Raw genomic sequence first — 23,762 nt, 5'->3', positions numbered from 1 at the left:
TTCCCGGCGCATGATCCGCACGACACGGTGTCGTGCGGCTGACCTCTTAGCGTGACGGCTTGCCGAGGCGCGCCGTCGCCTTCGATGCTGCAGCCTTGTCCTTGCGCGTCCCGGCAGGGGCCGTCAGCCAGGTCAGGATCATGTCCTGCGCATGCTCGCGCCGCAGCTCGAGCCAGTCTGACGCGCCGAGATCCTTGTCGAACATCGCCGACAATGTGTACCGGTTGGAAACGTGGAAATAGCTCATCGCGGTGATCGAGACATAGAGCTGGATGGGATCGACATCACCGCGAAACTGGCCCGCCGCCACGCCGCGCCGCAGAATACCTTCGATGCTTGCAACCAGGGGCAAAGTGAGATCGGCAATCTTGCGCGACTTGCGCATATTGCGCCCGCGCTGAAGGTTCTCGGTGTTGATCAGCGCGATGTAGTTCTGGTGCTGTCCGAAGAAGGTGAAGGTGAAATCGATCAACCCGCTCATTGCGGCGATCGGCTCGAGATCATCCAGGTTCAGCCGCTGTTCGGCCGCGCGAATTTCGGTGTAGACGTCCTCGAGGACGGCTATGTAGAGCCCGTTCTTGTCGCCGAAATAGGCGTAGAGCAGGCGCATGTTGGCCTTGGCGCGCTGCGCGATGGCCTCGACGCGTGCGCCGCCGAGGCCATTGTGGCAGAACTCGAAGGTCGCGGCGCGCAGGATCGCTTCCTTGGTGAGCGCGGAGTCGCGCGGCCGCTTTCCGCGTGTGGTGCTGCGGGTGGGGCTGGTCGGTGCTGTCGTTTCTGTCACGGCGTCAACCTTGCCTGGGCTCGGGTATTCACGCAGGGGAGGTCCGCATCAGGCCATATCGGGCAGCGGACCGTTTCCCGGCGCAAGCAGCTGGGATTGAGATCGGCATTGCGACTGTTCGTCAAGTGCGATTCCTCCATGTTCACTGCTTCCGGGCGCCGGCCGCAACCATCACGCCACCCTGCGCGACGAGTCGGCCGGCCTTGTAGACATCGCGTGGCTTGGGACGAGCGACCACGGCTTCCTGGACATGCCGGGCGTCGAGCACGACGAAATCCGCCGTCCCGCCGACCGTGAGGCCGTAATCCTTGAGGCCAAGCGCGCGCGCTGCGTTGGTCGTCACCATGTCAAAGGCCGCGGCCAACTGATCGTCCGTGTTGAAGCCTGAGCGATAGCCGACCATCATTGCGCGTTCGAGCAGGTCGCCGTCGCCGTAGGGCCACCAGGAATCACGGATGTTGTCGTTGCCGGAGAACACGGTGACGCCGGCATCGCGAAGCAGCAACACGGGCGGAAATGCGTGCGCCCCCGGGGCATTGGTGAAAATGGCGACGCCGGCTTCGGCAAGCTGCTGCGCAGTCCGTTGAGCCACGTCGACAGCCACTTCGCCGAGCGCGTAGGCATGGCTGATCGTGACCTTGCCGCCAAGGCCCGACGCTTTGGTGCGTCGCGCGATCTCCTCGATCTCCGAGATGCCCTGCAGGCCGCCGTCATGCAGGTGAATATCGATGCCGACGCCATGCCGCTCGGCGATCCCGAAGACGACGTCAAGATGCCCGGCGACGTCGCCATCGTGGCCTGCGGGATCGAGTCCGCCGACCAGATCGGCGCCGGCGCGAACGGCCTCCTCAAGCAATGTGGCCGTTCCGGGCGATGTCACGATGCCGCTCTGGGGAAACGCGACGATCTGGATCGAAAGCTTCTCCCGGTGCGCCTCCCGCGCGGCGGCGATCGGCTCGAAATGTCGCAGGCCGACCTCGGCGTCGACATCCACATGGCTGCGCATGTGAGTCGTGCCCTGAGAGACGCAAAGATCGATCAGGGCCGCGGCCCGAACCGGGATCGGCTTGGCGGCGGCGAGGGCTTCCTTCTCGAATTTGACGCGCTCGCGCACATTGAAGCCCGCGGTACAGGGCCGGTGCGGCTTCCAGTCGTCGCCGATGAAGCATTTGTCGAGGTGGATGTGACCTTCGACCATGCCGGGCAGCACCAGCCGCCGGCCAAGATCGCGCCTTTCGCCGACTGCGCCGTAGCTTTGCGGGGACGACGCGATCGCCACGATCTTGCCGCCGCGGACGGCGATTTCGACCAGCTGGCCGTCGGTGAGCCGCGCGTTCTGAAAGAGTGTGTCGATGGCTGTCACTTCAAGTCTCCGGTTTCTTATGTCGGCACGATGCCGTCGGGCAGGGCGCGCGAAAATGCCGCGATCTCGCCGGCGGTGGTGATCCAGATGTCGTCGCGCCGTGCGACGATCGCCTGCAGGGCGCGTCGCAGCGGCCGCAGCCGGTGGGGCTGGCCGACCAGATATGGATGCAGCGCGATCCCCATCACCAGCGACTGCTTGGCGGATTGCGCCAGCATCTCCTCGAATGTGTCCGTGATCATGGTCGCAAACTGTTCGCCGCTGTCCTTGCGCCCGACGATCGAGGGGATGTCGTTCAGTTCCTGTGGATAGGGGACGGACAGGATCCGCCCGCCATCCCTTGTCGAGAACCACACCGGCTGATCGTCCATGCACCAGTCGAGCAGGTATTGGTAGCCCGCTTCGGCGAGAAGATCCGGCGTCACGGCGGATTGCGAGATCCATGGACCGAGCCAGCCGAGCGGCTGTCGTCCCTCGGCCCGCGCGATGACATCCGTTGCTTCCGCAATCAGTTGCTGCTCGTCGGCAGGTGAGAGCACGCCCTGCCGTTCGGAATTGGTCCGTCCATGGCCGACGACCTCGTCGCCGCGCGCACGAAATGCGTCCATGACTTCCGGGCAGTAGTGATAGATGCTGCTGTTCGCAAGCACGGAGACCGGCTGTTTCAGCTCGTCGAACAGATCGATGAGCCGCCAGACGCCGACCCGGTTGCCATAGTCGCGCCAGGCGTAGTTGAGGACGTCCGGATGTGGACCGCCCGGGCAGAGTTCGGCGCCGAGTCCGTCGCCGAAAGCGAAATGCTCGAGGTTGAGCGCGACGTAGACCGCGAGGCGCTTTCCGTTTGGCCACACGAAGTCGGGCCGGCGCGTGATCGCACTGTAGCGGTAGCGGTCGTGAGAGCGAAGACCGCGTGCCGGATCCGGCGTTTGTGCGGATGTTGCACCGCCGAGAACGTCATTCGAGGTGGCCCGCTCCGGTTCCGCTCCAGTCTCCCGTTGCATTGCAATCTCCATCCGGCGCGCGATCAGCCGCTTGACATTCGTCAATTTGTGAAGAAAGTTTTTACTTCCGTCAAGGCCGCGGAGACAGCGGCAGCGGACCAGAGGCGGCTTGGGAGCCGTCGGAGCGGGAGGAATTGCAGAAATGAGCTACGCTTGTACCCCCATCACCGGGTTGTGCCGCCGCGTCGTCTTGCAGGGCGCGCTCGCCATTCTCATCGGCGCTGTGCCGCTCGCGGAGCGGGCACGGGCCGCCGAGCCGATCAAGATCGGCCTCGTCACCGCGCTGTCGGGGCAGTCGGCGCGCGCCGGCGAAGCGTTGACCCGCGGCGCCACGATCGCGATCGAGGAGATCAACGCCAAAGGGGGCGTGCTCGGCCGTCCGCTGGAGCTGGTGCGCCGTGACGATGAAAGCAATCCCGCGAAGGGGCTGACCGCCGCGCGTGAACTGATCCAGCGCGAGAAGGTCGCGGTGCTGCTCGGCGGCCTCGATACGCCGGTCCAGCTCGCGATCGTGCCGTTCGTCAACAACGTCAAGATGCCGTTCGTCGTGCCATGGGCCGCCGGAACCAACATCACGCAGAACGGCGCCGCGTCCAACTACGTATTCCGCGTCTCGGCGATGGACGACGAGGTCGACAAGGCGATCGTTGCGTTCGCAGGCAAGACCTTCGCAGCCAAGAAGCCGGGCCTCATCCTGGTCAACAATCCCTGGGGCGAATCGAACGAGCATGGCCTGCGCGCAGCGCTGAAGGCGGCCGGGATCGAACCGGCGGGTGTCGAAAAGTTCGAGGGGAACGATGTCGACGTGGTCGCGCAATTGTCTCGGCTCAAGCAGGCCGGCGCCGACTCCCTGTTCCTTGTCGGCAATGTCGGTCCATCCTCGCAGGTCGTGAAATCGCTCGACCGGATGGGCTGGTCGCCGCCGATCGTATCGCATTGGGGACCGGCCGGCGGCCGCTTCACCGAGCTCGCCGGGCCGAGCGCCGAGAGCGTCGTCTTCGTCCAGACCTACAGCTTCTTCGGCAACCTCTCGCCGGTCGGCAAGCGCGTGCTCGCCGAGCTGCAGGCCAAGTATCCGGACATCAAGGGCCCGGCGGACGTGACGCCCGCGGTCGGCTTTGCCAACGCCTATGACAGCGTCCTGGTGATCGCCGGCGCGATCCAGAAGGCCGGCAGCACCGATCCGACCGCCATTCGTGACGGCTTCTACGGAATCGATCGGCTGGAAGGCCTGATCAAGACCTATGAGAAGCCGTTCGCCCAGGACAAGCACGATGCGCTGACGGCGCAGGACTACATCTGGGCCCACTTCGAAGACAATCACATCCTGCCGTTCAAGAACTGACGGTAGCGGTCGTCCAGCAAGCAGATCGGGGTGATCATCGATGTCGTTTCTTTCGGCGATAATAACCGGAATGGCGCTGGGGAGCATGTACGGTCTGCTCGCGCTGGGCTTTCACGTCACGTACGCCGTATCCGGCACGGTCAACTTCTCGCAGGGCAGCTCGATGACCCTGGGAGCCGTTGCCGGATACTTCTTCCTCATCGTGTGGGGCTGGCCGGCCGCGATCGGCATCCCCGCGGTGTTGCTGGTGTGCGCGGTCTACGGTGTCCTGATTGAACGCTTCGCGGTGCGTCCGTTCGTGCTCCGCGGGTCGGAGAACTGGCTGATGGCGACTGTCGCGGTCGGCATCATCGTCGACAATGTGATGCTGTTCGTGTTCGGCAAGGAGCCGCGCAGCTTCCCGTCGATGCTCGCGGCCAAGCCGATCCAGATCGTGGAGGGGGCAGGGGTCTATCCTCTCCAGCTCCTGATTCCCGTGGTCGGCCTCCTGCTTGCTCTGGCGCTGCATCTGATCACCCGCCGCACGCGGCATGGCGTCGCGATGCTTGCGGTGGTGCAGAATCCCAATGCCGCGCGGCTGATGGGCATCAATGTCAGCGGCGCCATTGCCGCGAGCTACGCGGTGTCGGCCATGCTGGCGGGCGTCGCTGCGCTGCTGATCGCGCCGCTGTTCAACGTCTCGTCCGAGATGGGCACGCTGTTCGGCATCAAGGCGTTCGCCGCCGCCATCATCGGCGGTCTCGCCAGCGCCTGGGGCGTCATGCTGGCCGGATTGTGCCTTGGCCTGATCGAGGTGTTCGCGACCAACTATCTCGGGTCGGTCTACACCCAGATCATCACGTTCGCTTCCGTCATCGTCATCCTCGTCGTCATGCCGCACGGGCTGCTCGGCCGAGCTGGAGTTAAGAAGGTATGACCTCGCGCGCCTCCCTTCTCGTTGCAGTCGCGGCGTTCGCGATTGCTGTCGGTTATGCCGCGGTCGCGGACAGCTATTCGGTGTTCCTGATCGCGACGATTTCGCTGACGGCGATCGGCTGCATCGGCCTCAACGTCCTGCTCGGCCTCGCGGGGCAGATCTCGCTCGGCCATATCGGCTTCATGGCGATCGGTGCGTACACCACCGTGCTGCTGATGGAGAAGGCCGGCTGGCCCTACCTCGCCGCGACGGCAGGGGCCATCGTGCTGGTCAGCATCGTCGGCGGGCTGCTCGCGATGCCGGCGCTGCGGGTGCGCGGGCCGTATCTCGCGATGGTGACGATTGCCTTTGGCTTCATCGTCGAGCATGTCACGATTGAGTGGCGCGATCTCACCGGCGGCGGCAACGGCCTGATGCTCAGCGCGCCGCCGAGCGTGTTCGGCTATACGCTGTCCGAGCGTTCGCTGGCCATCGCCGGCGTCGTGCTGGTGTTTGCCGGTCTCTTCCTGTTCGAGCGCCTGAAGCGCAGCGGCTGGGGCTATGCCATGCGTGCCGCTCGCGATACCGAGGTCGCGACGCGCTCGCTCGGCATCGATCTGGTGCAGGTCCGCGCCGTGGCCTTCGTGATCTCGGCGGCCGCGATGGCGCTGGCCGGCGCGCTGTTCGCACCGTTGCAGGGCTATATCAGCCCGAGCTCGTTCCCGTTCCTCCAATCGGTGCTGCTGTTGTTCGCGGTGATGGTCGGCGGCGCCGGCTCGGTGCTCGGTCCGGTGATCGGCGCAGCGCTCGTGGTGCTGCTGCCGGAAGCGCTGTCTGACCTCGCCGAGTATCGCCTGCTGGCGTTCGGCGTGCTGCTGTTCGTCGTGCTGCGCGCCGCACCCTCCGGCATCGTCGGACTCGTGGAGCAGCTCGCGGCAAAATTCCTGCCGGCGCGCAAGCCGGTGGCCGAGCCCGCGATCGCCGCGGCGGAAACCGATGCGGCGATCCTCGAGACGCACAACGCGGCGGGGCTCGACGTGACGGATCTGTCGATCTCGTTCGGCGGCGTGCGCGCGGTCCAGGGCGTCTCGTTCAAGGCGGCGCCAGGTGCCGTCACCAGCATCATCGGCCCCAACGGCGCCGGCAAGACCAGCGCGCTCAATCTGCTCTGCGGCTTCTACCGGCCGCAGGCGGGGACGGTGAAGCTCGGCGATCGCGACGTCACGGGCATGACGTCGCATTTGCTGGCGCGGGTCGGCGTGGCGCGCACGTTCCAGACCACGCAGCTGTTCGGCTCGCTCACGATCTTGGAGAACATCCTGCTGGCCGAGCGGGTCGGCCGTCTCGGCGGCGTCGTCTCCGCGCTGCGCAACGCGGAGACTGAGGGTTTTGCCCGGTTCCTGCTGCGCTTTGCCGGTGTCGATGGCGATGTCGATCGTCTCGCGGATTCGCTGTCCCATGGCGAGAAGCGGCTGGTCGAGATCGCGCGCGCGCTCGCGTTGCGGCCCCGCATCCTGCTGCTCGACGAGCCCGCGGCAGGCCTCTCGAAGGGCGACAAGCAGCGCCTGACCGCACTGTTGCGCCGGATCGCCGATCTCGGGATCGCCGTGATCATCGTCGAGCACGACATGCCGATGATCATGTCGCTGAGCGATCTCATCGTCGTGCTCGACGGCGGCAAGCGCATCGCGATCGGCGACGCGGCGGCGATCCGCAACGATCCGCTGGTCCGCAAGGCCTATCTCGGCGACGCGACGGCCGGTGAGAAGACCCGTGCGCCACGGCCGGCGCGGCAGGGCTCTGCACTCGAGGTCAAGACGCTCGATTCGTTCTACGGGTTGTCGCGCGCCTTGAACGGGATCGATCTGGTGGTCGCTCCCGGCGAGGCGGTCGCCGTGCTCGGCGCCAACGGCGCCGGCAAGACCACCCTGATGCGGTCGATCGCCGGGCTCGAGCCGCCGCGCTCCACCGGCGAAGTGCGGCTCGCCGAGACGCGCATCGACCGGATGCCCGCACATGTTCGTGCCCGCAATGGCGTCGTGCTGGTGCCGGAAGGGCGGCAGGTGTTTCCGGAGCTGACGGTGAAGCAGAACCTCCAGCTCGGCGCCTATGCCCGCAAGGGAATAGACCTCGATGCCGAGATCGAGGCGATGTTCGTGCGCTTCCCGCGGCTGAAGGAGCGTATCGACCAGCGCGCCGGCCTGCTGTCCGGAGGCGAGCAGCAGATGCTCGCGGTGGCGCGCGGGCTTCTGACCGGGCCGAAGATCTACATGCTGGATGAGCCGTCGCTCGGTTTGGCGCCGCTGGTGGTCGATGAACTGTTCGCGTCCTTTGAGCGGCTGCGCAGCGAGGGCATGACCATCATCGTGGTCGATCAGATGGCAGGCCACGCGCTCGCGCTGGCCGACCGGGCCTATCTTTTGGAAACGGGTGCGATCCTGAAGAGCGGCGCCGCCGACATCATCGCCGAGGATCCGCTGCTCGAGGCGGCCTATCTGGGTGGTGAGGCCCAGGCCGGCGCGCCGCAACGTTTCGCGGCCCAGGCGCGCTGAGGGAGACGAGGGCGGATGTTGGTCGGAGGCCGCGAAGTCGATGGAGGGGAGCCAGGTCGCATGAGTGCGCCCGACGAGCGGCGTCCCGAGCCCGCAGCGACGATCTGTGCCGATGTGGAAGTGGGGCTGCTTGCCGACAAGGCGCTTCGCGATCGCGCCGCGGGCCAGGTCGTCGCCGTGTTCGAACGTTCGTTCTACGCCGTGATCGACGGGATCTGGATCTGCGTTGGGCGGATCGGGATCGGATCGGGTCCGTTGCACGTGGTCGGCGACTTCCGATGGCCGGGCCTTGTGGTCGGCGATCCCGTGCGGGTCGCGGACTCCATTCTGTGGATCGGAGCGACGCCGCTCGCGAATCTGGCCGCTCGGTCCGTCTGGGCGCCGCCCGCTGCACCACACTGGTCGATGAGCAGCCTCATGCGCGGCCTTGATGTGGTCGATGAGGTGTGGGGCGGTGATCTGACTTCGGAAGGCCTCGCCACGCTCGGGGCTGGACATGTTCCGAGCGACGCTTCTTCGCTTGTTCGAGCTGCCTTGCCTGGTCTTTCTGCACTGGAGCTGATCCTTGCAGCCTCGGATGACGATACGGATCGAGAGTCCGGGCTTGGCAGCCTGATCGGTCTCGGGCCGGGGCTGACGCCATCCGGCGACGATCTGATCGTCGGAGCGCTGATTGCGTTGGCCGCGCTCGGACGCATCGAAGCGCGCGACGCATTGTGGGAGTATTGCCGCGCGCTGCTCGACGGCACCAACGACATCAGCCGAATCCATCTGCGCGCGGCGGCGCTGGGCTATGGCGCAGCGGCGCTGCACGCTGCCATCCATGCAACGATGAGCGGGGAGGCCGCTGGATTTCGCCGCGCGCTCACTGCCCTGACGGCGATCGGGCATACATCCGGACTGGATGCGTTTGCCGGCAGTCTGATTGTCCTGCGCCACGCCTTGCGCGAACGGTGACGCCGTTGCAGATCGAATTTCGAATTCTCCCAGACTGCTCCGAACGAAGTTCGGAGCACTTTTTTTAAGGCGGATCGCGCTTCGGCCGGTCCGCTGTTCGAGCGGATACGGAAATTCGCATTTTCCGGGAATCCGGTCTTGACGAAGTAAGTGTTTTCTTATTTACTCGAGGCAGCGAAAACGAACTTGATTAGGGCGGAGACGATGACGGATCAGGATAGGCCGCAGTATCAGCAGTTGCTGGCGCGCAAGGTCGAAGTCGTGAATGTCGGGCTTGAGGGGTTCGTGAAGGACCTCCGCGACTGCGGCATCGACGTCGTTCACGTCGACTGGAAACCGTCGGCGGGCGGCGATCCGCAGATGGCGGCCCTGCTCGCGAAGCTCGGTGTGTGAGGGCGCACCGATGAAACTGATCGAAGACGCAAACCAGCAGGCGCTCACCCGGATCCTCGAAGGGGAGCCGCGGCTGATCGACATCGTTCCCGCCCGCGAATTGATCCCGGGCCTGCGCGAACGGATGATCCTCCACGCCGGACCGCCGATCTCCTGGGACAGGATGTGCGGCCCGATGCGCGGTGCGGTCGCCGGCGCCGTCGTGTTTGAAGGGTGGGCGAAGGATCTGCCGACTGCGACCAAGCTCGCCGCCACTGGCGAGATCGAGTTTCACCCGAACCACCACTTCGGCGCAGTCGGCCCGATGACCGGCATGACGACGATGTCGATGCCGTTGTTCGTGGTCGAGAACGCGCGCTTCTCCAACCGCGCCTATTGCGCGATCAACGAGGGGCTCGGCAAGGTGATGCGCTTCGGCGGCAACGACGCCAGCGTGCTGAATCGTCTCGCCTGGCTGCGCGACGTGTTCGGGCCGACGCTCGGCAAGGCGATCCGTGCCGCCGGCGGCATCGACCTGAAATCGATCGTCGCGCGGGGCCTGTCAATGGGCGACGAGCTGCATCAGCGCAATCTGGCATGCTCCAGCGTCTTCCTTCGCGAGATCGCGCCCTGGATGGCGCGAAGCTCGACCGACAACGCCGTTCTCGCCGAATGCCTCGCGTTCGTCGGGCAGAACGATCAGTTCTTCCTCAACATTGCGATGGCGATGGGCAAGGCGATCACCGATCCCGCCAACGGCATCCGGGGTTCGACCATCGTCACCACCATGTGCCGCAACGGCACCGATTTCGGAATCCGCGTCAGCGGGCTCGGCGAGCAATGGTTCACCGCGCCGGTCGAAATGCCGGAAGGGCTTTATTTCGCCGGCTATTCCGAGAAGGACGCCAATCCGGACATGGGCGATTCCGCCATCGTCGAGACGATCGGTCTCGGCGGATTTGCGATGGCGGCGGCGCCGGCCGTCGCAGGCTTCGTCGGGGCCGGCGCGCCGTCCGAGGCCGGCAACTTCACCCGCTCGATGGGCGAGATCACGGTTGCGCAGAATCCGGAATGGACCATCGCCGCAATGGACTTCGCGGGCGTGCCGACCGGCATCGATATCCGCCTCGTCGTCGATTCCGGCGTAGTGCCGGTCATCAACACAGGCATCGCGCATCGTGAGCCCGGCATCGGCCAGGTTGGTGCCGGCGTGGTCAAGGCGCCGTTGGCGTGCTTCCAGCAGGCGATCGTCGCGATCGCCAAGGATTTGGGTGTGTCATGAACGTCGTTGTCCTGAACGAGGTCCGCAAGGGATTCTATCTCGACTCGGTCGCGCTGATGCGGCTGTCGCGTGAGGTCGCCGGCTCGCCCGGCGTGATCGAGGCGGCGCTGATGATGGGAACGCCGTCGAACGCCGCGATCATGCGCAATGCGGGGCTGCTGGAGGAGGGCACTGCCGTGAAGGGCAATGACCTCGTGATCGCGGTCAAGGCCGAGTCCGAGACCGCTGCCCGCGAAGCCCTCGACAATGCGATCAAGTCGCTCGACAAGCCGAAGACCCAGGGCGAAGCGCAGTCCGCCTGGCAGCCGCACTCGATCGCCGCGGCCGTGAAGGTCAGGCCGGAGATCAATCTTGCGCTGATCTCCGTGCCCGGAGAGTTCGCCGCCGCCGAGGCCCGCAAGGCGCTCAATCGCGGCCTGCATGTCCTTATGTTCAGCGACAACGTGTCCCTCGAGGACGAATTGTCGCTCAAGCAGCAGGCGCGGACGGCCGGCCTCCTGATGATGGGACCGGATTGCGGAACGGCCGTGATCGGCGGTGCGCCGCTGGCGTTCGCCAACAAGATCAGGCGCGGCAGGATCGGCATCATCGGGGCGTCCGGGACCGGCACGCAGGAGGTCTCGTGCCTGATCTCGGAAGCCGGCGCGGGAATCTCCCACGCCATCGGGGTCGGCGGGCGCGATCTGAAGAAAGATATCGGCGGCATCACCACGTTGATGGCAATCGATGCATTCGAGTCCGATCCGGAAACCGATCACGTGGTGCTGATCTCGAAGCCGCCGCATCCCGATGTCGCCAAATCCGTGCTTGAGCGGATCGGCAGAAGCAGGAAGTCGTACACCGTCTGCTTCATCGGTGCTTCGGAGATCGAGCTCCCGCCGAATGCCCATTTCTCGCCGACGCTGAAGGGCGCCGCGGAACTGGCCCTGGGAGACAAGAAGATCTGCGCAGGCTTCGACGCGAAAGCTGTCGCGTCGCAGCTTCCGCGCAGCGGCCGAGGCGGGATCGAGGGCTTGTTCGCGGGCGGAACGCTGTGTGCCGAAGCTCAGGTGATCCTCGCTGCCGCAGGTCGGAAGGTGGCGTCGAACGCCGCAATCCCCGGCGTGGTCAAGCTCGGCGTGGAGCCGAATGCCGGACGGGATCGGCTGATCGACCTCGGCGACGACGAATATACCCGTGGTCGGCCGCACCCGATGATCGATCCGTCCGTGCGCGACGATGCGTTGCGGGCTGCGCTCAGGAATCGCGATCTTTCGGTGGTGCTGCTCGATCTCGTGCTCGGTTATGGCGCGCATGCCGATCCCGCTGAACATCTGACGAAGATCGTCGCCGATCGCGGGCAGGATGCGCCGGCGTTGATCGCGTCGGTCGTCGGCACGGAGCAGGACCCGCAAGGGCGCTCCGCGCAGGTCAGGAAACTGGAGCAGGCCGGAATCCTCGTTGCGCCGTCGAACGCCCAGGCGTGCGAGCTTGCGGTTGCCATCGTCCAGAATGCCGGGAGGTAAGGAAATGCGTACACTCAATGACGTGCCGCGTCGCCTGGTGGTCGCGATCGGTGGCAATGCGGTTCACCCCGAGGATATCAGGGGCACCTCCCAGGAGCAGAAGTCGGTCGCGCAGATCACGGCGGAAGCGCTGCTGCCGCTTGCGCAACTCGACAATGAGCTGGTCATCACGCACGGCAACGGCCCGGTCGTCGGCAAGATCATGATGCGCCAGATGCTGACGATGAACCGAATCCCGCCAATGGACCTGGACATCTGCGTCGCGCACAGCCAGGGCGGCATCGGCTATCTCCTGATGCAGGCGATCGAGAATGCCCTGCGCGAACAGGGCAACCAGCGACATGTGGCAAGCCTGCTGACCCAGGTAGAGGTGGACAAGGACGATCCCGCGTTCAAGAATCCGACCAAGTTCGTCGGACCGTTCTTTTCCGAGGACGAGGCGAAGAAGATCAGCGCCGAGCTCAATTGGGCGATGCGCGAGGATTCCGGGCGCGGCTGGCGTCATGTCGTGCCGTCGCCGAAGCCCAAGCATGTCTGCGACATCTCGCTGGTCGACGCGTTGGTCAAGCGCGGAACGATCGTCATTGCCGGAGGCGGCGGCGGCGTTCCCGTGGTTCGTGATGCGAAGGGCGTGCGCACCGGCGTGCCGGCGGTCATCGACAAGGATCTGACGTCCGCTCATATCGCGAATGTGCTTGGTATCGAAGAGTTGCTGATCCTGACCGCGGTCCCGCGTGTCGCGGTGAATTTCGGCAAGCCGAACAAGAAGGATCTGGATCAGGTCAGTCTCGATGAGATCAAGGCCTACCACCGTGAGGGACATTTCCCTCCGGGAAGCATGGGACCCAAGGTCGATGCGGCGATCCGGTTTCTCGAGGGCGGCGGCAAGCGCGCGATCATCAGTCACCTCGATTGCGCCATGGCGGCGCTGCGGGGCGAGACCGGGACGCACGTCGTTCAATAGCCACCGAGATTGGCGCTTCGGCGGCACATCCGCCCGCGCCTCACCGAGTTGAAGCAGTTGAGGCGCGTCGGCGCCTCATTCTGATCAGGCAATCGGGCTGGCCGATGGCTCAAGCTAAAGACAAACAAAGCAGCCTGCGGGATTCAAGGGAACGACAAGGCAATGGCCATTCAATCCAGCATAAGGGCGAACCTGTACAAGGATTCCGTGTCGTTGATGCGGATTTCCCAGGTCACGGTCGCGCGGACCGGCGTGCAGCGGGTCACGCTGCTGATGGGAACGCGCAGCAACAAGGAGTTCCTGCAGCAGGCCGGGCTGATGAGCCCGGCGCTCGAGAGCGCCAAGCCGGGCGACATCATGATCGTCGTGGCGGACGATGCGCCCGACAAGGTCGCCGCCGCGGAGCGCGAGATCCACTCCCTGATCGCCGGTGAAGAGCCGAAGGGAGGATCGAGCGAAGCGACGGCGGAAGCGCCGCCGCGCTCGATCTCCGGCGGCGTCGCGATTGCCGATCATGCTGATCTCGCGTTGATCTCGGTGCCGGGTCCCTATGCCGCGGCGGAAGCCTTGAAGGCGCTGCGCCAGGGCCTGAATGTGCTGCTGTTCAGCGACAACGTGCCGATCGAACAGGAGGTGGCCATCAAGCGCGTTGCGGCGCAGAAGGGCCTGCTGGTGATGGGACCGGATTGTGGCACGGCCATCATCAACGGCGTGCCGCTTGGATTTGCCAACGTCGTCCGGCGCGGCGCGATCGGGCTCGTCGGCGCGTCTGGCACCGGCCTGCAGGAAGTGATGTGCCAGATCCATCGTCATGGCCAGGGCATCTCGCAGGCGATCGGCACCGGCAGCCACGACGTTTCCAGCGAAGTCGGCGGTATCACCATGTTGCAGGGCCTCGAGCTATTGGCCGCCGACGCGCAGACCAAAGTCGTCGCCATCGTCTCAAAACCTCCTGCGCCCGATGTGCAGAAGCGGGTGATCGAGCGCGCTCGCGCGATCGGAAAGCCGGTCGTGATCTGCTTCCTCGGCGGCGAGCCGGCAGCATCTGCCGGCAATGTTCACCGCACATCGTCGCTCGAGGAGACGGCGCGGCAGGCCGTCGCGCTTGCGGGAGCGCGCCAACCCGGCGGCGATGAACAATCCATTGAAGCGTTGGCAACGCGGGTCTGTGCGTCGCTGGCGCCGTCGCAGCGCTACCTGCGCGGTCTCTACTCCGGTGGAACGTTCTGCTCGGAAGCCCAGACCATCTGGCGGGCGGCGGGCATTCGTGCCCGGTCGAACGCGCCGCTTGCCTGCACAGATCGTCTCGCCGACGTGGCAGAGAGCCACGGGCACACGGCGATCGATCTGGGCAGTGACGAATTCACGGTCGGGCGTCCGCATCCGATGATCGACTATGGCGTGCGGATCGAACGGCTGCTGAAGGAAGCGGACGATCCGACCGTTGCCTGCATCGTCCTGGACGTCGTGCTCGGTTACGGCAGCCACCCCAATCCGGCCGAGATCCTGGCTCCGGCGATCCGCCGGGCGAGGGCCGCGGCGCGAGCGCAGGGGCGGGAGCTTCCCGTGGTCTGCTTCGTCTGCGGGACGGGTTCAGATCCGCAGCCCTACGAGACCCAGAAAGCCATGTTGGCGGACGCCGGCGCGGAGATTGTCGGCAGCAGCACGGGCGCAGCGCTTGCCGCGCAAGCCATCGCGAGCCGCATGGCCGCGGACGACAACGCCACAGCGCGTCGTGCGATGCAAGGTGGAGAACGATGATGAACGCAGCCCCTTCCGCGCTCCAGAACAAGACATCGGTCATCAGCCTCGGCGCCTCCGGCCTCGATCGCGGCGTCGAGAGCAGTGGTGCCCCGCTGGTGCGTCTGCAGTGGCAGCCGGTCGGCGACGGAAGTCCCGGGGTCGCCTGGAGCCTCGCGCAACTGGTCGGCGATGCCCGTGATGCCGATTGCCTCGGATCGCGGATCGATCGCGCCAATGCGGAAGTGCTCGAGCGGATCCTGACCGCACAGCCGGTATGGGTCGACGTCGCGGCCCACGCGTCCGAAGTCTGGCCGGACATGAGCCGGACGCTGCTCCATGCCGGTCCGCCGATCGCCTGGAACGATATGTGCGGTCCGATGAAGGGGGCCGTCGTCGGCGCAATCCTCTACGAGAAATGGGCGACGACGCAGCAAGAGGCCGAACAACTCGTCGCGGCAGGCGGCATCCGCTTCGCGCCGTGCCATGAGTTCGGCGCGGTCGGGCCGATGACCGGGATCATCTCGCCCTCGATGCCGCTGTTCGTGGTGGAGAACCAGACCACCGGCAATCGCGCCTATGCGCCGATGATGGAATCCGGCGGCGCCAAGACATTGCGGTTTGGGGCCTTCGCGCCCGAGGTGATCGAAGGCCTCAAGCTGATCGAGAATGTATTGGCCCCATGTCTGAAGGCCGCGGTCACCGGCATCGACGGTGGACTGCCGTTGAAACCTTTGATGTCGCAGTCGCTGCACATGGGCGACGACGTCCACAACCGCAACACGGCGGCGACCCTGCTGCTGTATCGTGCCGTCACGGAATCGCTGCTCAAGTCCTCGATCTCGCGCGATCTGGTTCACGAGACGCTACGGACGATCGGGGCGGACGACATGTTCTTCCTCAGCCTGTCGATGGCGGCGTGCAAGGCGACCATGGATGCCGCGCACGGCGTGCCGTTCAGCAGCATCGTCACGGCAATGGCGCGCAACGGCGTCAATGTGGGCATCAGGGTCAGCGGCCTGGACGGGCAATGGTTTGTCGGTCCGGCCGACATCCCGGTCGGCCTGTTCCTGCCCGGCTTCAGCGAGGCCGATGCCAATCCGGATATCGGCGACAGCGCGATCACCGAGACCGCGGGTCTGGGCGCGTTCGCGATGGCGGCGGCTCCGGCGATGGTCCAGTTCGTCGGCGGCACGCCGCAGGATGCCCTGCGTTATTCGCGCGAGATGGCGCACGTCACGATCGGCCGCAATCCCGGCTTCACCTTGCCGATGCTCGACTTCATCGGAGCGCCTGTCGGGATCGACATCCGCAAGGTCGTAGACGAGAGCAGGCGGCCCGTCATCAACACTGCAACCGCGCACAAGGAGCCGGGTATGGGGATCATCGGCGCCGGCGTCGTGCAGGCGCCGATGAAGTGCTTCGTCGACGCCGTCGGCGCATTGGCGGCGACGGCCGGGAGATGACGTTGCTTCGAGTTTGAGAACGACGGCGCGGTCGCGCCGCCGATTGAAAAAATGCCGCAACAAACAATGCGGCGACACCGGGAACGAACAGGAGGAAACACATGAACGGTACGCGTCGTGCATTTCTGCAAACAGGCCTGCTCTCGGCAGCCTTCATCGGTTCATCAGGCCGGCTCTTCGCCGACGATGCGGCGAAGCCGCTTCACATAGGCATTCTGATTCCGGGGTCGCGGGCCGACCATGGCTGGATGGAGTCGGCCTACAACGGCATGAGGGCGGCCGAGCAGCGCCACGGCAAGAATGTCGTGATCACGTCGATCGAGAACGTCAAGTTCGCCGACATGGAGCAGGCGCTCGTCACGCTCGCGACCAAGAACGACATGGTGATCGGCGCCGCGGGGCAGACCCAGGCTTCGGTGCTCAAGGTCGCCAAGCGCTTCCCGAAGGTGAAGTTCTCCATCGTCGGCCCGACCGGACAGCCGACCGAGAACGTCGCGCAATACGACGTGCTGCAGGCCCAGATCGGCTTCATCGCCGGCGCGGTCGCCGCGATGATGTCGAAGAACGGCGCGGTGAGTTACGTCGGCGGGCTTGAAATTCCGGCCATCGTCAACACCGGAACGGAATTCGCGAACGGCGCCAAGCACGTCAAGCCGGACACCAAATGCTTCGTGACCTACACCGGCGACTTCGACGACGTCGCCAAAGCGAAGGAGGCGACCCTTGCCGCGATCGCGCAGGGCGCCGACGTCCACTACAACATCCTCAATCTCGGCGTGCGCGGAATGGAGCAGGCGGCACGCGAGAAGGGCACCAGGATGATCGGGAGCTATACCAACTACTGCTCCGACAACAACCCGCTTTACATTGCCTACACGGTCAGCGGCATCGGGTTCATGGTCGAATACGCCATCGACCAGGCCGTCGCCGGAACGTGGCACCCGGAGTACAAGCAGTTCGGCCTCGCCATGGGGCCACGTTCGGCCGACCTCGAGATCTGCGCCGGGGCAACGCCGGAGATCCAGGCAAAGATCAAGGAGCTCAAGGACGACCTGCTGTCGAACAAGATCAAAGTCAAGGTGGGTTGACCGTGGCTCTTCTCGAACTGTCTGGCTTGACCAAGCGCTTCGGGGCTTTCACCGCGCTCGACGACATATCGCTGCTGATCGAGCGCGGCGAGGTGCATTGCCTGCTTGGCGAGAACGGCGCCGGCAAATCGACATTGTGCAACCTGGTGTTCGGGGTGCACCGGCCGGATGCCGGCGCGATGACGCTGGGCGGCGAGCCGTTCGATCCGCGCGGCCCGGCGGAGGCGCTGCAGCGCGGCGTCGTGATGGTGCATCAGCATTTCAGTCTGGTGCCCAACATGAGCGTGGCCGAGAACCTGATGCTCGGCCGTGCCAGCGCGGTGCTGAAGCCGCAAGACATCATCGTGCGGATGGAGCAGCTCGCAGCCGAATACGGGCTCGAGATCGACCCCGAGGCGCGGATCGATGAGCTTTCGGTCGGCGAGCGGCAGCGGGTCGAGATCATCAAATGCCTGCTCGGCGATCCGCAGCTGCTGGTGCTCGACGAACCGACGGCGGTGCTGCAGCCGGACGAGATCGATGCGCTGCTGGCGATCTGCCGCCAGGTGGCGCTGCGCGGAAAATCCGTGATCCTGGTGACGCACAAGCTCGGTGAAATCAGCCGTGTGGCCGATCGCACCACGGTACTGCGGCAGGGCCGCATCATCGAGACCGTCGCGATGGAGGGCGCTGACATCCGATCGCTGGTGCGCTCAATGGTCGGCCGCGACGTCCAGTCGGCAGGCTCAGTGCTTGCTGCCGCGGTCGACATCGAAGGCAAGACGCCAGCGAAATCCAGTGTGGACGCGGCCGGTCCGGTGTCGCCGGGCGAGGCGGTGCTGCAGATCTCGAACCTCGTCTATCGGGACCCGCATGGCGTGCCGCGGCTCGACGGCCTGAGCCTCACGGTCGGTACCGGCGAGATCGTCGGGATCGCGGGCGTGGAGGGCAACGGCCAGACCGAGCTCGGACTGATCCTGGCCGGGCTCGCCGCGCCAAGCGCCGGCGCGATCGTGGTCGGCGGGGCACCGGTCGGCGGCTGCACGCCGCAGCAGATCACGGATGCAGGTGTCGGCATCGTTCCGGAGGATCGCCATGCGGTGGCCTGCATCAAGGAATTGTCGGTTGCCGAGAACCTGTTTCTCGGTGCGATCGGAAAATTCAGCCGCTTCGGCCTGCTCGACAAGCCGGCGCGGCGCAAGGCGGCGGAGGTCATGATGCGCGACTTCGACGTGCGGGCGAGCAGCCCTGATGTTTCGATGGCCAGCCTCTCCGGCGGCAATCAGCAGAAGGCGGTGCTCGCACGTGAGCTGTCGCTCGATCCGCTGGTGTTCCTGCTTGCCGCGCAACCGACGCGCGGCCTCGACGTCGGTGCAATCGAGGCGGTCTACAATCGGATCCGTGCCGCGCGCGATGACGGCCTCGGGGTGCTTCTGATCTCCAGCGAGCTCGAGGAGCTGATGGCGGTGTCGGATCGGATCGCGGTGATCTACCGCGGCAAGCTGGTTGGCGAGCTCGCGGCTGGATCGTTCAGCCGCGAGGCGATCGGAGCAATGATGTCGGGGCACGCGCATGTCTAGGTTGGCCATGGTTATGAAAAATCCGAAGCTTGCGCGGGTCGCAAAGGGCGCAAGACTCGAGCTCGTGCCGTTGCAGGTCCTGGTTCCGGTGGTATCGACCATCATCGCGCTCGGGATCGGCCTGCTCATCATCGCCGCCACCGGTGCATCCGTCCTCGAGGCGATCGAGGCGTTTTGGGACGGCATGGCGGGAAGCGATTTCAACATCGGCGCCTCGATCAATCGCGCCATCAGCCTCGCGCTGGTCGGTCTCGGCTTCATCTTCGCCAGCCGCGCCAACCTGACCAATGTGGGCGGCGAGGGGCAGATCGCGATGGGCGGCATGTTCGCGACGGCTGCGGCTCTCCACGGCGCCGGCGGCCTGCCGCTGGGATTGGCGTTCATCGTGCCGCTCGCCGTCGGAACCGTCGCCGGCGCCGTTTGGGGCGGCCTGGCCGGCTTCCTCAAGGCGGCGCGCGGCACCAACGAGGTCATCAGCACATTGCTGTTGAGCTTCATTGCTCTGCCGCTGGTGTACTGGTCCGTCGAGTCCTTTCACCTGTTGCGCAAGCCGATCAGTGACGTGTCGTCGCTGCCGGAATCGGCGGAGATTCCAGATTCGACCAAGCTGCCGCTGCTGTTCCCGGACAATGGATCGCCGCTCCATATCGGCCTGCTGATCGCGGCGATCGCGGTCGTCGTGGTGTGGCTGGTGCTCAAGCACAGCACGCTCGGCCTGCGGCTGCGCGCTGTCGGCCTGAATGCCACGGCCTCCCGTCGTGCCGGCATGCGGACGAGCTTGTACGTGATCCTGGCCATGACGGTCTCTGGCGGCCTGGGCGGTCTCGGCGGCGCGATCATGATCCTTGGCCAGCAATTCTATCTGACGAGCGATTTCTCGTCCGGTTACGGATTTGACGGCCTGGTGGTCGGCCTGCTGTCGCGCGGCTCAGCGGTCGGCGTGGTGATCGGTGCGCTGCTGTTCGGATTCCTGCGGTCGGGATCCATCAACATGGAAATCTCGGCGCACGTCCCGTCCGCCGTCGTTCTGATCTGCCAAGGCCTGATCGTCATTGTCATTGCAGGCTCCGCGATCCTCACCAACCGAAAGGTGACCCGATGATTGACGAACAAATGGCCGTGTTCATCGGTTCCGGACTGCGCCTCGCGGTTCCGATCATCTTCGCCGCAACCGGCGAGATGCTGAGCGAGCGCGCCGGCGTGCTCAATCTCAGCCTCGATGGCATGATGCTGATGTCGGCCTTCACGGCGGCGCTGGCATCGTGGGCGACCGGCTCGCCGCTTCTCGGCGTGGCGGCCGGCGTCCTGGTCGCGATGGCGGTTGCCGCAGTCCAGGCCGTGCTGAGCGTGACACTGCGCGCAAATCAATTGGTGGTGGGGATCGGGTTCAACATCCTCGCGTTGGGAACAACCACGTTTCTCTACCGTGAGATCTTCGGGCCGCTGTCGCGCGATCCGATTCCCGGCTTCGCGCAGCTCAATCTGCCGTGGCTCGCCAGCATTCCGGTGATCGGGCCGGCGTTGGCGAACCAGACCGGCCTTGCCTATGTCAGCATCCTGATGGTCGTCGTGACGTGGCTGATCCTGAAATACACGTCGTTCGGGCTGGCGGTGCGGGCGGTCGGCGAGGATCCGCGCGCCGCGGACAAGGCCGGCATCAGCGTGGCGCGGACGCGCTATCTCGGCGTGCTTTACGCCGGCATCCTGGCGGGCCTCGGCGGCGCGTTCATGTCGGTCGCCGACAGCAACACGTTCACCGAGAACATGACCAAGGGCGCGGGCTATCTTGCGATCACGGCCGTGATCTTCGGCGGCTGGAATCCCTGGTACACGCTGGCGGCCTGCCTGCTGTTCGGCTTCGCCACCGCGCTGCAATTCCTGGTGCCGGCGCTGCAGCTCGATGTGCCGGTCGCGCTGCTGTTGCTGCTGCCATATCTGCTGGCACTGGTCGCTATCGCGGGCTTCGTCGGAAAGAGCAGGCAGCCGTCGGCCCTGACCATTCCGTTCGAACGCGGCGGCTGATCGCAACAGACGTCAAAAAACATAGGCAAGAAAACATAGCCAAGAAAACATAGGCAAGGGAGGAAAGTCCGATGACGAGTTCCACTTTAGCAAAGGCCGCGGAATCCACAGCGCCCGGTACCGCCAATCCCCTTGGGTCTGCTCCCGGCTACAAATGGCTGGTCGACGACACCAACGTCAACATGGCGATGGCGCCGCCGCCGCCCAAGGCGGTCACGATCGACGCGCAGCCGCAAACGGTGACGGTCGATCTGCACCGCACCGCTCTCATCGTCGTCGATATGCAGAACGACTTCTGCGCCAAGGGGGGATGGGTCGACCATCTCGGCCTCGACCACACGCCGGATCGGGCGCCGATCGAGCCGCTGCAGAAGCTTCTCCCGGTGTTGCGCAATGCCGGCGTGCCAATCATCTGGCTAAACTGGGGCAATCGGCCCGATCTGAAGAACATGGCGCCGAACCAGCTCCATCTCTACAAGCCGAAGGGCGTCGGCATCGGCCTTGGCGAGCCGTTGCCGGGCAGTGGCGCGCGCGTGCTGCAGAAGGACAGTTGGGCCGCGGCCGTTGTCGATGAATTGAAGCAGGAGCCCGAGGACATTCACGTCGACAAGTACAGGATCAGCGGCTTCTGGGACACGCCGCTGGACAGCATTCTGCGCAATCTCGGAACCAAGACGATCCTGTTTGCCGGCGTCAACACCGATCAATGCGTATTGCATTCGCTCACCGACGCGAACTTCCTGGGCTACGGTTGCCTTCTGGTCGAGGACTGCTGCGCAACGACGTCGCCGGGCTACTGCGTTGAAGCAACCCTGTTCAACGTCAAGAAATGCTTCGGCTTCGTGACGCATTCGTCAGATGTCATCGAGGCCATTTCAGGCGCACATCGAACGGCGTGACGGATTCGGGCGCGCTGCCGCTAGCGGCAGCGGTCGCATTCTGAGTGCGCACGTTAGCCTTGCGAAGCCGCTTTCGATGATCCCAGTCGCGGCTCGGTCCCGGCCAGCAGCCGCTGAATGTTGGCACGATGGCGTGCGATCACGTAAAGGCCACCCGCGATGACCAGCAGCCGATAGGGCATCGGCTGCTCAAGGGCGCAGACCAGCGCGATCGCAGTGAGCGCCGCCAGCATCGAACCAAGCGACACCATCCGGGAAACAGCCAGCACCGCGCCAAAGGCTGCGGCGGCGCCCAAGCCGACCGGCCAGGACAGCGCCAGCAACACGCCGAGCCCTGCTGCGGCGGATTTGCCACCGGTGAAATTCAACCAGATCGAACGGCTGTGCCCCAGCAATACCGCAAGTCCAGCCAGGCACACCGCCCAAGGCACCAAGGCTTTCAGATCGATCGCCGTCGGTGGCGTGACCGACGGTAATGTCCCGAGCCAGGGATAGAACCAGCGGGCAAATGCAATTGCCCCGGCGCCCTTCAGCACATCGACCAGGAGGACCGCCAGCGCGGGCCATTTGCCGAGGGTTCGCAACACGTTTGTGGCCCCCGTGGATTTGGAGCCGTGCTCCCGGATGTCGATACCCCTGAGCAGTTTCCCCGCCAGATAGCCCGCGGGTATCGAACCGAGAAGATAGGCGGTCGCCAGTCCAGCTACACTCGCGATCCAGAAAACCATCGGCCTCTCCTCGATGCGCCAGTGTCAGGCAAGCGTCATCCGGAGTCTACCTCTATGCGACAGCCGCAGCCGTGGATATGCTGGCCGCGCGATAGTTGCCGCGATCGACACGCCGATCGAGGCCATGCTGCCGCGGCGGAGACAGGACACGGAATGACGACGCACTCAATCGAGATTCGCCGCCTCTTGCCTGCCGACGCTGCGCTTTATCGCGACATCCGTCTCGAGGCGCTGCGCTTGAGCCCCGAAGCGTTCGGCAGCGCGTATGAGACGGAGAGCGTTCATCCGGTTGGCTGGTTCGCCGAGAGGCTCGCGCACGGGGCGGTGATATTTGGGGCGTTTCGGAGCGATGAACTCGCCGGCATCGTCGGCTTCTTCACTGCGGATGGGCCGAAACGGCAGCACAGGGGCATGCTGTTCGGGATGTATGTGCGGCAGCAGGCGCGGCGCGCCGGTGTCGGCCGGCTCCTGGTCGATGCCGTGCTCGATCTCGCTGCGCAATCGGTCGAGCTGGTGCAGCTCGCCGTGGTGAAAGGCAACGAGCCTGCCTGCGAGCTCTACCGGCGCGCCGGCTTTATCGAGTACGGGCTGGAGAAGCGCGCCCTGAAGATCGACGGCCGCTATTACGACGACATCCTGATGGCAAAGGACTTGGTCGGGCGCGCCTGACGTCGCGCAAAGTGAAGCGTCACAATTCCGGCGGGCCGCTGCGATAGCCGCGCATCCGCACACTCGTTTGCTGTCATCGCCCCGGGGACGCTGCCATGCCGAAGATCGATCTAACGAAAGTGCCGGAACGCAAGGGCTCCGGCTATCCGGCCGAGTTCGCCGCACCGTGCGCGGAACGGATCCGGCGGCGTCTCGGCGACGCCGGCGGGCTTGCCGATTTCGGCGTCAATCTGATGCGGCTGCCGCCGGGCAACTGGTCGAGCCAGCGCCATTGGCATTCGGACGAGGACGAGTTCATCTATGTGCTCGCGGGCGAGGTGGTGCTGGTCGAGGACGGCGGCGAGACGGCGCTGCGCGCCGGTGACTGCGCGGCATTCCCCAAGAATTCCGGCAACGGCCACCACATGATCAACCGGTCGCAGATGACGGCGACCTATCTCGAGGTCGGCTCGCGCTCACGTGCCGACGTCATCACCTGTTCCGACATCGACATGATGAGCCCGAGTTCCGACGGCCGCTTCCTGCATAAGGACGGCCGTCCGTATAACTCCTGAACCGCAAGTCGGCGCGA

Annotated in this window: 21 protein-coding genes; 17 read left to right on the top strand and 4 right to left on the bottom strand. The window is 65.3% G+C overall.

What is annotated here, in order from left to right; genetic code table 11:
- Nucleotides 1-46: 46 nt before the first annotated feature.
- From ACVIGA_RS04195 to ACVIGA_RS04185, 3 genes are all read right to left on the bottom strand, one after another.
- A complete protein-coding gene (locus ACVIGA_RS04195) occupies nt 47-784 on the bottom strand; it encodes a TetR/AcrR family transcriptional regulator (RefSeq protein ID WP_456665398.1) in 738 nt (245 codons plus the stop codon).
- A 142-nt stretch (nt 785-926) separates the two neighbouring features.
- Nucleotides 927-2,147 (bottom strand): amidohydrolase family protein, encoded by a 1,221-nt coding sequence (locus ACVIGA_RS04190; protein WP_456665397.1) that lies wholly within the window; start codon nt 2,145-2,147, stop codon nt 927-929.
- 17 nt (nt 2,148-2,164) lie between these two features.
- Nucleotides 2,165-3,148 (bottom strand): polysaccharide deacetylase family protein, encoded by a 984-nt coding sequence (locus tag ACVIGA_RS04185; RefSeq protein WP_456665396.1) that lies wholly within the window; start codon nt 3,146-3,148, stop codon nt 2,165-2,167.
- A gap of 142 nt (nt 3,149-3,290) precedes the next feature.
- Here ACVIGA_RS04185 and ACVIGA_RS04180 point away from each other — a divergent pair, with 142 nt between their 5' ends.
- From ACVIGA_RS04180 to ACVIGA_RS04110, 15 genes are all read left to right on the top strand, one after another.
- Nucleotides 3,291-4,493: an ABC transporter substrate-binding protein gene (locus ACVIGA_RS04180; protein ID WP_456665395.1), complete on the top strand. Its 1,203-nt coding sequence runs from the start codon at nt 3,291-3,293 to the stop codon at nt 4,491-4,493.
- Between the two features lie 40 nt (nt 4,494-4,533).
- Nucleotides 4,534-5,409 (top strand): branched-chain amino acid ABC transporter permease, encoded by an 876-nt coding sequence (locus ACVIGA_RS04175; RefSeq protein WP_375775290.1) that lies wholly within the window; start codon nt 4,534-4,536, stop codon nt 5,407-5,409.
- The gene (locus tag ACVIGA_RS04170; RefSeq protein WP_456665394.1) at nt 5,406-7,940 is read left to right on the top strand and encodes a branched-chain amino acid ABC transporter ATP-binding protein/permease; all 2,535 of its coding nucleotides are present in this window, start codon (nt 5,406-5,408) and stop codon (nt 7,938-7,940) included. The genes ACVIGA_RS04175 and ACVIGA_RS04170 overlap by 4 nt, the downstream gene beginning before the upstream one ends.
- Before the next feature lie 18 nt (nt 7,941-7,958).
- On the top strand, nt 7,959-8,897 hold the full coding sequence (locus tag ACVIGA_RS04165; protein WP_456665393.1) for an oxamate carbamoyltransferase subunit AllH family protein: 939 nt from the start codon (nt 7,959-7,961) through the stop codon (nt 8,895-8,897).
- Nucleotides 8,898-9,101: 204 nt separating this feature from the next.
- Nucleotides 9,102-9,290, top strand: a complete 189-nt coding sequence (locus ACVIGA_RS04160) for a hypothetical protein (RefSeq protein WP_050404632.1) — start codon at nt 9,102-9,104, stop codon at nt 9,288-9,290.
- Nucleotides 9,291-9,300: 10 nt separating this feature from the next.
- Nucleotides 9,301-10,551: a DUF1116 domain-containing protein gene (locus tag ACVIGA_RS04155; RefSeq protein WP_456665392.1), complete on the top strand. Its 1,251-nt coding sequence runs from the start codon at nt 9,301-9,303 to the stop codon at nt 10,549-10,551.
- Nucleotides 10,548-12,056 (top strand): acyl-CoA synthetase FdrA, encoded by a 1,509-nt coding sequence (gene fdrA, locus ACVIGA_RS04150; RefSeq protein WP_456665391.1) that lies wholly within the window; start codon nt 10,548-10,550, stop codon nt 12,054-12,056. The genes ACVIGA_RS04155 and fdrA (ACVIGA_RS04150) overlap by 4 nt, the downstream gene beginning before the upstream one ends.
- 4 nt (nt 12,057-12,060) lie before the next feature.
- Nucleotides 12,061-13,020, top strand: coding sequence for a carbamate kinase (gene arcC / locus ACVIGA_RS04145; protein WP_456665390.1), 960 nt, complete (start codon nt 12,061-12,063; stop codon nt 13,018-13,020).
- A gap of 162 nt (nt 13,021-13,182) precedes the next feature.
- Complete coding sequence (gene fdrA / locus ACVIGA_RS04140) at nt 13,183-14,781, top strand: acyl-CoA synthetase FdrA (protein ID WP_456665389.1); 1,599 nt, start codon at nt 13,183-13,185, stop codon at nt 14,779-14,781.
- Complete coding sequence (locus tag ACVIGA_RS04135; RefSeq protein ID WP_456665388.1) at nt 14,781-16,226, top strand: oxamate carbamoyltransferase subunit AllG family protein; 1,446 nt, start codon at nt 14,781-14,783, stop codon at nt 16,224-16,226. The genes fdrA (ACVIGA_RS04140) and ACVIGA_RS04135 overlap by 1 nt, the downstream gene beginning before the upstream one ends.
- 101 nt (nt 16,227-16,327) lie before the next feature.
- Nucleotides 16,328-17,314: a BMP family protein gene (locus ACVIGA_RS04130; protein ID WP_456665387.1), complete on the top strand. Its 987-nt coding sequence runs from the start codon at nt 16,328-16,330 to the stop codon at nt 17,312-17,314.
- Between the two features lie 2 nt (nt 17,315-17,316).
- Nucleotides 17,317-18,873 carry an ABC transporter ATP-binding protein gene (locus ACVIGA_RS04125; RefSeq protein ID WP_456665386.1) on the top strand — a complete coding sequence of 519 codons (1,557 nt, stop codon included), beginning with the start codon at nt 17,317-17,319 and terminating at the stop codon, nt 18,871-18,873.
- Nucleotides 18,874-18,886: 13 nt separating this feature from the next.
- Entirely contained in the window at nt 18,887-19,975 is a 1,089-nt protein-coding gene (locus ACVIGA_RS04120) for an ABC transporter permease (RefSeq protein WP_456665385.1), read from the top strand.
- A complete protein-coding gene (locus ACVIGA_RS04115) occupies nt 19,972-20,895 on the top strand; it encodes an ABC transporter permease (protein WP_176530600.1) in 924 nt (307 codons plus the stop codon). Before ACVIGA_RS04120 ends, ACVIGA_RS04115 begins: the two co-directional genes overlap by 4 nt.
- Nucleotides 20,896-20,966: 71 nt before the next feature.
- Entirely contained in the window at nt 20,967-21,794 is an 828-nt protein-coding gene (locus tag ACVIGA_RS04110) for a cysteine hydrolase family protein (protein WP_456665384.1), read from the top strand.
- 53 nt (nt 21,795-21,847) lie between these two features.
- On the opposite strand, the gene plsY is transcribed toward ACVIGA_RS04110, so the two are convergent.
- Nucleotides 21,848-22,522 (bottom strand): glycerol-3-phosphate 1-O-acyltransferase PlsY, encoded by a 675-nt coding sequence (gene plsY / locus ACVIGA_RS04105; protein ID WP_456665383.1) that lies wholly within the window; start codon nt 22,520-22,522, stop codon nt 21,848-21,850.
- Nucleotides 22,523-22,675: 153 nt separating this feature from the next.
- Between plsY and ACVIGA_RS04100 the strand changes: the two genes are divergently transcribed.
- Together ACVIGA_RS04100 and ACVIGA_RS04095 are read left to right on the top strand one after the other, a co-directional pair.
- Complete coding sequence (locus ACVIGA_RS04100) at nt 22,676-23,191, top strand: N-acetyltransferase family protein (RefSeq protein ID WP_456665382.1); 516 nt, start codon at nt 22,676-22,678, stop codon at nt 23,189-23,191.
- Between the two features lie 95 nt (nt 23,192-23,286).
- Complete coding sequence (locus tag ACVIGA_RS04095) at nt 23,287-23,745, top strand: cupin domain-containing protein (RefSeq protein WP_456665381.1); 459 nt, start codon at nt 23,287-23,289, stop codon at nt 23,743-23,745.
- The last annotated feature ends 17 nt before the right edge of the window (nt 23,746-23,762 follow it).

This window comes from Bradyrhizobium sp. USDA 3240 (genome assembly GCF_054063295.1).
The sequence above is the reverse complement of the archived record's forward strand: the minus strand, read 5'-3'. Positions and strand labels throughout refer to the sequence as shown.

Bases quoted from the DNA above. Each gene is read 5' to 3' on its own strand.
- ACVIGA_RS04185 (WP_456665396.1), bottom strand. From the start codon at position 3,148: ATGCAACGGGAGACTGGAGCGGAACCGGAGCGGGCCACCTCGAATGAC.
- ACVIGA_RS04180 (WP_456665395.1), top strand. From the start codon at position 3,291: ATGAGCTACGCTTGTACCCCCATCACCGGGTTGTGCCGCCGCGTCGTC.
- ACVIGA_RS04175 (WP_375775290.1), top strand. From the start codon at position 4,534: ATGTCGTTTCTTTCGGCGATAATAACCGGAATGGCGCTGGGGAGCATG.
- ACVIGA_RS04170 (WP_456665394.1), top strand. From the start codon at position 5,406: ATGACCTCGCGCGCCTCCCTTCTCGTTGCAGTCGCGGCGTTCGCGATT.
- ACVIGA_RS04160 (WP_050404632.1), top strand. From the start codon at position 9,102: ATGACGGATCAGGATAGGCCGCAGTATCAGCAGTTGCTGGCGCGCAAG.
- ACVIGA_RS04155 (WP_456665392.1), top strand. From the start codon at position 9,301: ATGAAACTGATCGAAGACGCAAACCAGCAGGCGCTCACCCGGATCCTC.
- fdrA (WP_456665391.1), top strand. From the start codon at position 10,548: ATGAACGTCGTTGTCCTGAACGAGGTCCGCAAGGGATTCTATCTCGAC.
- arcC (WP_456665390.1), top strand. From the start codon at position 12,061: ATGCGTACACTCAATGACGTGCCGCGTCGCCTGGTGGTCGCGATCGGT.
- fdrA (WP_456665389.1), top strand. From the start codon at position 13,183: ATGGCCATTCAATCCAGCATAAGGGCGAACCTGTACAAGGATTCCGTG.
- ACVIGA_RS04135 (WP_456665388.1), top strand. From the start codon at position 14,781: ATGAACGCAGCCCCTTCCGCGCTCCAGAACAAGACATCGGTCATCAGC.
- ACVIGA_RS04130 (WP_456665387.1), top strand. From the start codon at position 16,328: ATGAACGGTACGCGTCGTGCATTTCTGCAAACAGGCCTGCTCTCGGCA.
- ACVIGA_RS04120 (WP_456665385.1), top strand. From the start codon at position 18,887: ATGAAAAATCCGAAGCTTGCGCGGGTCGCAAAGGGCGCAAGACTCGAG.
- ACVIGA_RS04115 (WP_176530600.1), top strand. From the start codon at position 19,972: ATGATTGACGAACAAATGGCCGTGTTCATCGGTTCCGGACTGCGCCTC.
- ACVIGA_RS04110 (WP_456665384.1), top strand. From the start codon at position 20,967: ATGACGAGTTCCACTTTAGCAAAGGCCGCGGAATCCACAGCGCCCGGT.
- plsY (WP_456665383.1), bottom strand. From the start codon at position 22,522: ATGGTTTTCTGGATCGCGAGTGTAGCTGGACTGGCGACCGCCTATCTT.
- ACVIGA_RS04100 (WP_456665382.1), top strand. From the start codon at position 22,676: ATGACGACGCACTCAATCGAGATTCGCCGCCTCTTGCCTGCCGACGCT.
- ACVIGA_RS04095 (WP_456665381.1), top strand. From the start codon at position 23,287: ATGCCGAAGATCGATCTAACGAAAGTGCCGGAACGCAAGGGCTCCGGC.